Genomic DNA, 2,746 nt, shown 5'->3' with positions numbered 1-2,746 from the left:
GATAGTGATAGGTAATCCTTTGATGTTATCTCTGGATTTTCCCCCACTTCACACCGTGCATGCGACTTTCACCGCACACGGCGTTCCATCACAAGAAAGATTTTCACGTTTCAACTAAGACTTACACACTTCGTAACAAATTATTTTTTCTCTAAATTAGTGGCAATCCTGCCATTTTTCTAAGCTTATTACATTTCTCAATCTGCTTGAGCGTTAAGCCAAGCTCTTTTATATATTTTTGGATTGTATCTTCTTTTGTTGCATGGATGAGTATATGAACTGCTTCTGTAACAAGAATTAAGTTGCTATAACTGTCTGTACCGCCTTGTTCAAGCGGTATCTTGTGATGGCAATGTATATCGTTTGGCGTAAGTTTTACACCTGTTACTCCACATCTGCCATATTGAGCTGCAAAGAGCGAGATTCTGTTGTCCGCAAACTCTATGCTTTTATCAAGCACAGGGTGTTTCATTAGCCAAACAAGAGTGTCTACATCAATTTGTAGATTTTTATGAATGAAAGCTCTGCCCTTTACAGTGTATTTGTTTACAACCTTTTTCTTGTGTTTTGCGTCCTTTGTCCTGACATACCCCGCTGGAATTAACGGATGTCCATTAAGGAAGCGAAGCTGTTTACTTTTTCCATATTTTTCTTTGATAAATCCTTTGTTTAGTGTTCCACTGGTTTTAATATCAAGTCTGTTGTTCATCTGCTTTTTAATGTGAAAGGCTATTTTCGCAAAATCCAGACTCACATTTGTTGCTATTTGGTAATAATTATGCAAGCCTGAAACAGTGGCATTATACCTAGCTATTGCTTTGTACTGCTCTTTTTCATTTGCAGGTCTTTTTATATCCGCAACACATTTAGAAATATTTTCTTTTGCATTTTTCAATGCCTTATCACTTATATGCGACTGTACAACAAACTTTTTACCTTTTGGTTTAACCTTCAGCTTGAAGCCTAAAAACTCTGAATACCTTTGTTTTAGGTTCGTAATTGTTGATTTTTCTTCATTTATTGTTAATTTAAGCCTATCTTCAAGCCACTGTTTCACTGCTTGATATGTCCTTTTTGCATCATAGTAATTACTGCAAAATATTTTAAAATCATCAGCATATCTTACAATGTAAATTTCCTTGAGCTTACTTGACCTTAAAGCTCTATAGGTATGGCTTTTTATTTCCGTTCCTTTGCTATTAGTCTTTTGTTTATATGGATAATGCGTTGGCATTGTTGCCCATTGAGATGAAACCCACCAGTCCAACTCATTTAGTACTATATTAGATAGCAATGGGGATAAAATACCTCCTTGAGGTGTACCCTTTGTAGGTATAATTGTTTCACCATTTGGCATTACAATATTAGCCTTTAACATTTCCTTGATAATGCAAATTAGCTTTTTATCTCTTATTCCTAAGTGCCATATTTGTTTTATGAGTTTTGAATGACATACATTGTCGAAAAATCCTTGTATATCAATGTCGACAACATAATGTAAGTGCTGTATCTGCATTAGCCTTGCACATTCTGCAATAGCGTGTTCTGTATTCCTATTAGGTCTAAACCCATAAGAACTGTCGTGAAATTTCGCTTCACATATTGGCTCTAAAATTTGTAAAATACATTGTTGTACAATTCTATCAACAATCGTTGGTATTCCAAGCGGTCTTGTTTTTCCATTAGGTTTTGGTATTTCCACTCTTTTTACAGGGCGGGACTTATACCAATGAAACTGTTTTTGTATTAGAGAAATGTATTCTTCCTCATTTAGTTTTGATAGATGGTTTATTGTTCTTCCATCTACTCCTGCTGTGTGACTGCCTTTATTTCCTTTTATACTTCGATAGGCTAGTTTTATATTTTCTCTTGAAGTTATTAACCCCATTAAATTTGAAAATACTTTATTCTCACTGCTATCTTTATATAGATTATCAAGGACCTCTTGCAAGTCATAATATTCCGTATAACGGATTTTATTTTGTTTTAATCTTTGTTTCGAAGTGGACACAGGCACCATCTCCTTTCGGATTTGATTTTCTTTGTCATACTCGAAGCTGTGTTTATCTTAATTTCAGTTCTTGTTCTTTCTTGTGACTAGTGGCTATCCCTCCACGAGCTTATTATTCTCGCTTCATAGGTACTATGCCACCACTTTCACCAAGATAAAAAATAGTTATATGATCTTTTTCTTATCATTTTCCCATTTAACACTTCATTAGCATTAGACTGCTTCCATGTTCTTGGTTTACCACGTTCCAACAATCCTATCATTGAATACGTTTAGGTTCTTCCTCTAAGCCTGTGTTTAGCTCTCGCCTTATCGCCTGTAACGATATATGGACTTTCATAACAACCATTCTTACTAATCCACAAACACACCATCTTTGATGGTAATTGCCGTTAGACAAATTCAAACGTCTAGACTTGTACATTCGGAAGTGCGTCAGTGTTTTGGTATACACATTCTCACCATGCGTATTCGACACCCGGCATATAAGTAGCACCATTTACCTCTAAACAGGTTTCGTATAACTATATAGCTATTTACGGCTACTCTCTGCCGACTTCACCGAGCTTTTGACAATAAATTAGTCTAATATTTATTGCCAATCGGAGTATCAGTGTAGGCATTTTAGGGCGTTACTCCATCATTCTACCTATTAGATTGTTAGTTCTCCTAAGTTTCGGACTTTTAGTCCTTCGACTTAGTGCATAAGCTTTTCACTTATGAACGTGTCGCACG

The 2,746-nt window shown here is 35.7% G+C and carries 1 protein-coding gene; it reads right to left on the bottom strand.

Annotation, left to right across the window (positions count from 1 at the left end):
• Window positions 1–151: 151 nt before the first annotated feature.
• Complete coding sequence (ltrA, locus tag WKS98_RS09780) at window positions 152–2,011, bottom strand: group II intron reverse transcriptase/maturase (RefSeq protein ID WP_039931397.1); 1,860 nt, start codon at window positions 2,009–2,011, stop codon at window positions 152–154.
• Between the last annotated feature and the right edge of the window lie 735 nt (window positions 2,012–2,746).

Origin of the sequence: Lagierella sp. ICN-221743 (assembly GCF_037890055.1) — a bacterium.
Classification (GTDB): Bacteria; Bacillota; Clostridia; order Tissierellales; family Peptoniphilaceae; genus Mediannikoviicoccus.
Note: the sequence above shows the minus strand (reverse complement) of the source record. Positions and strands in the feature narration are given on the sequence as shown.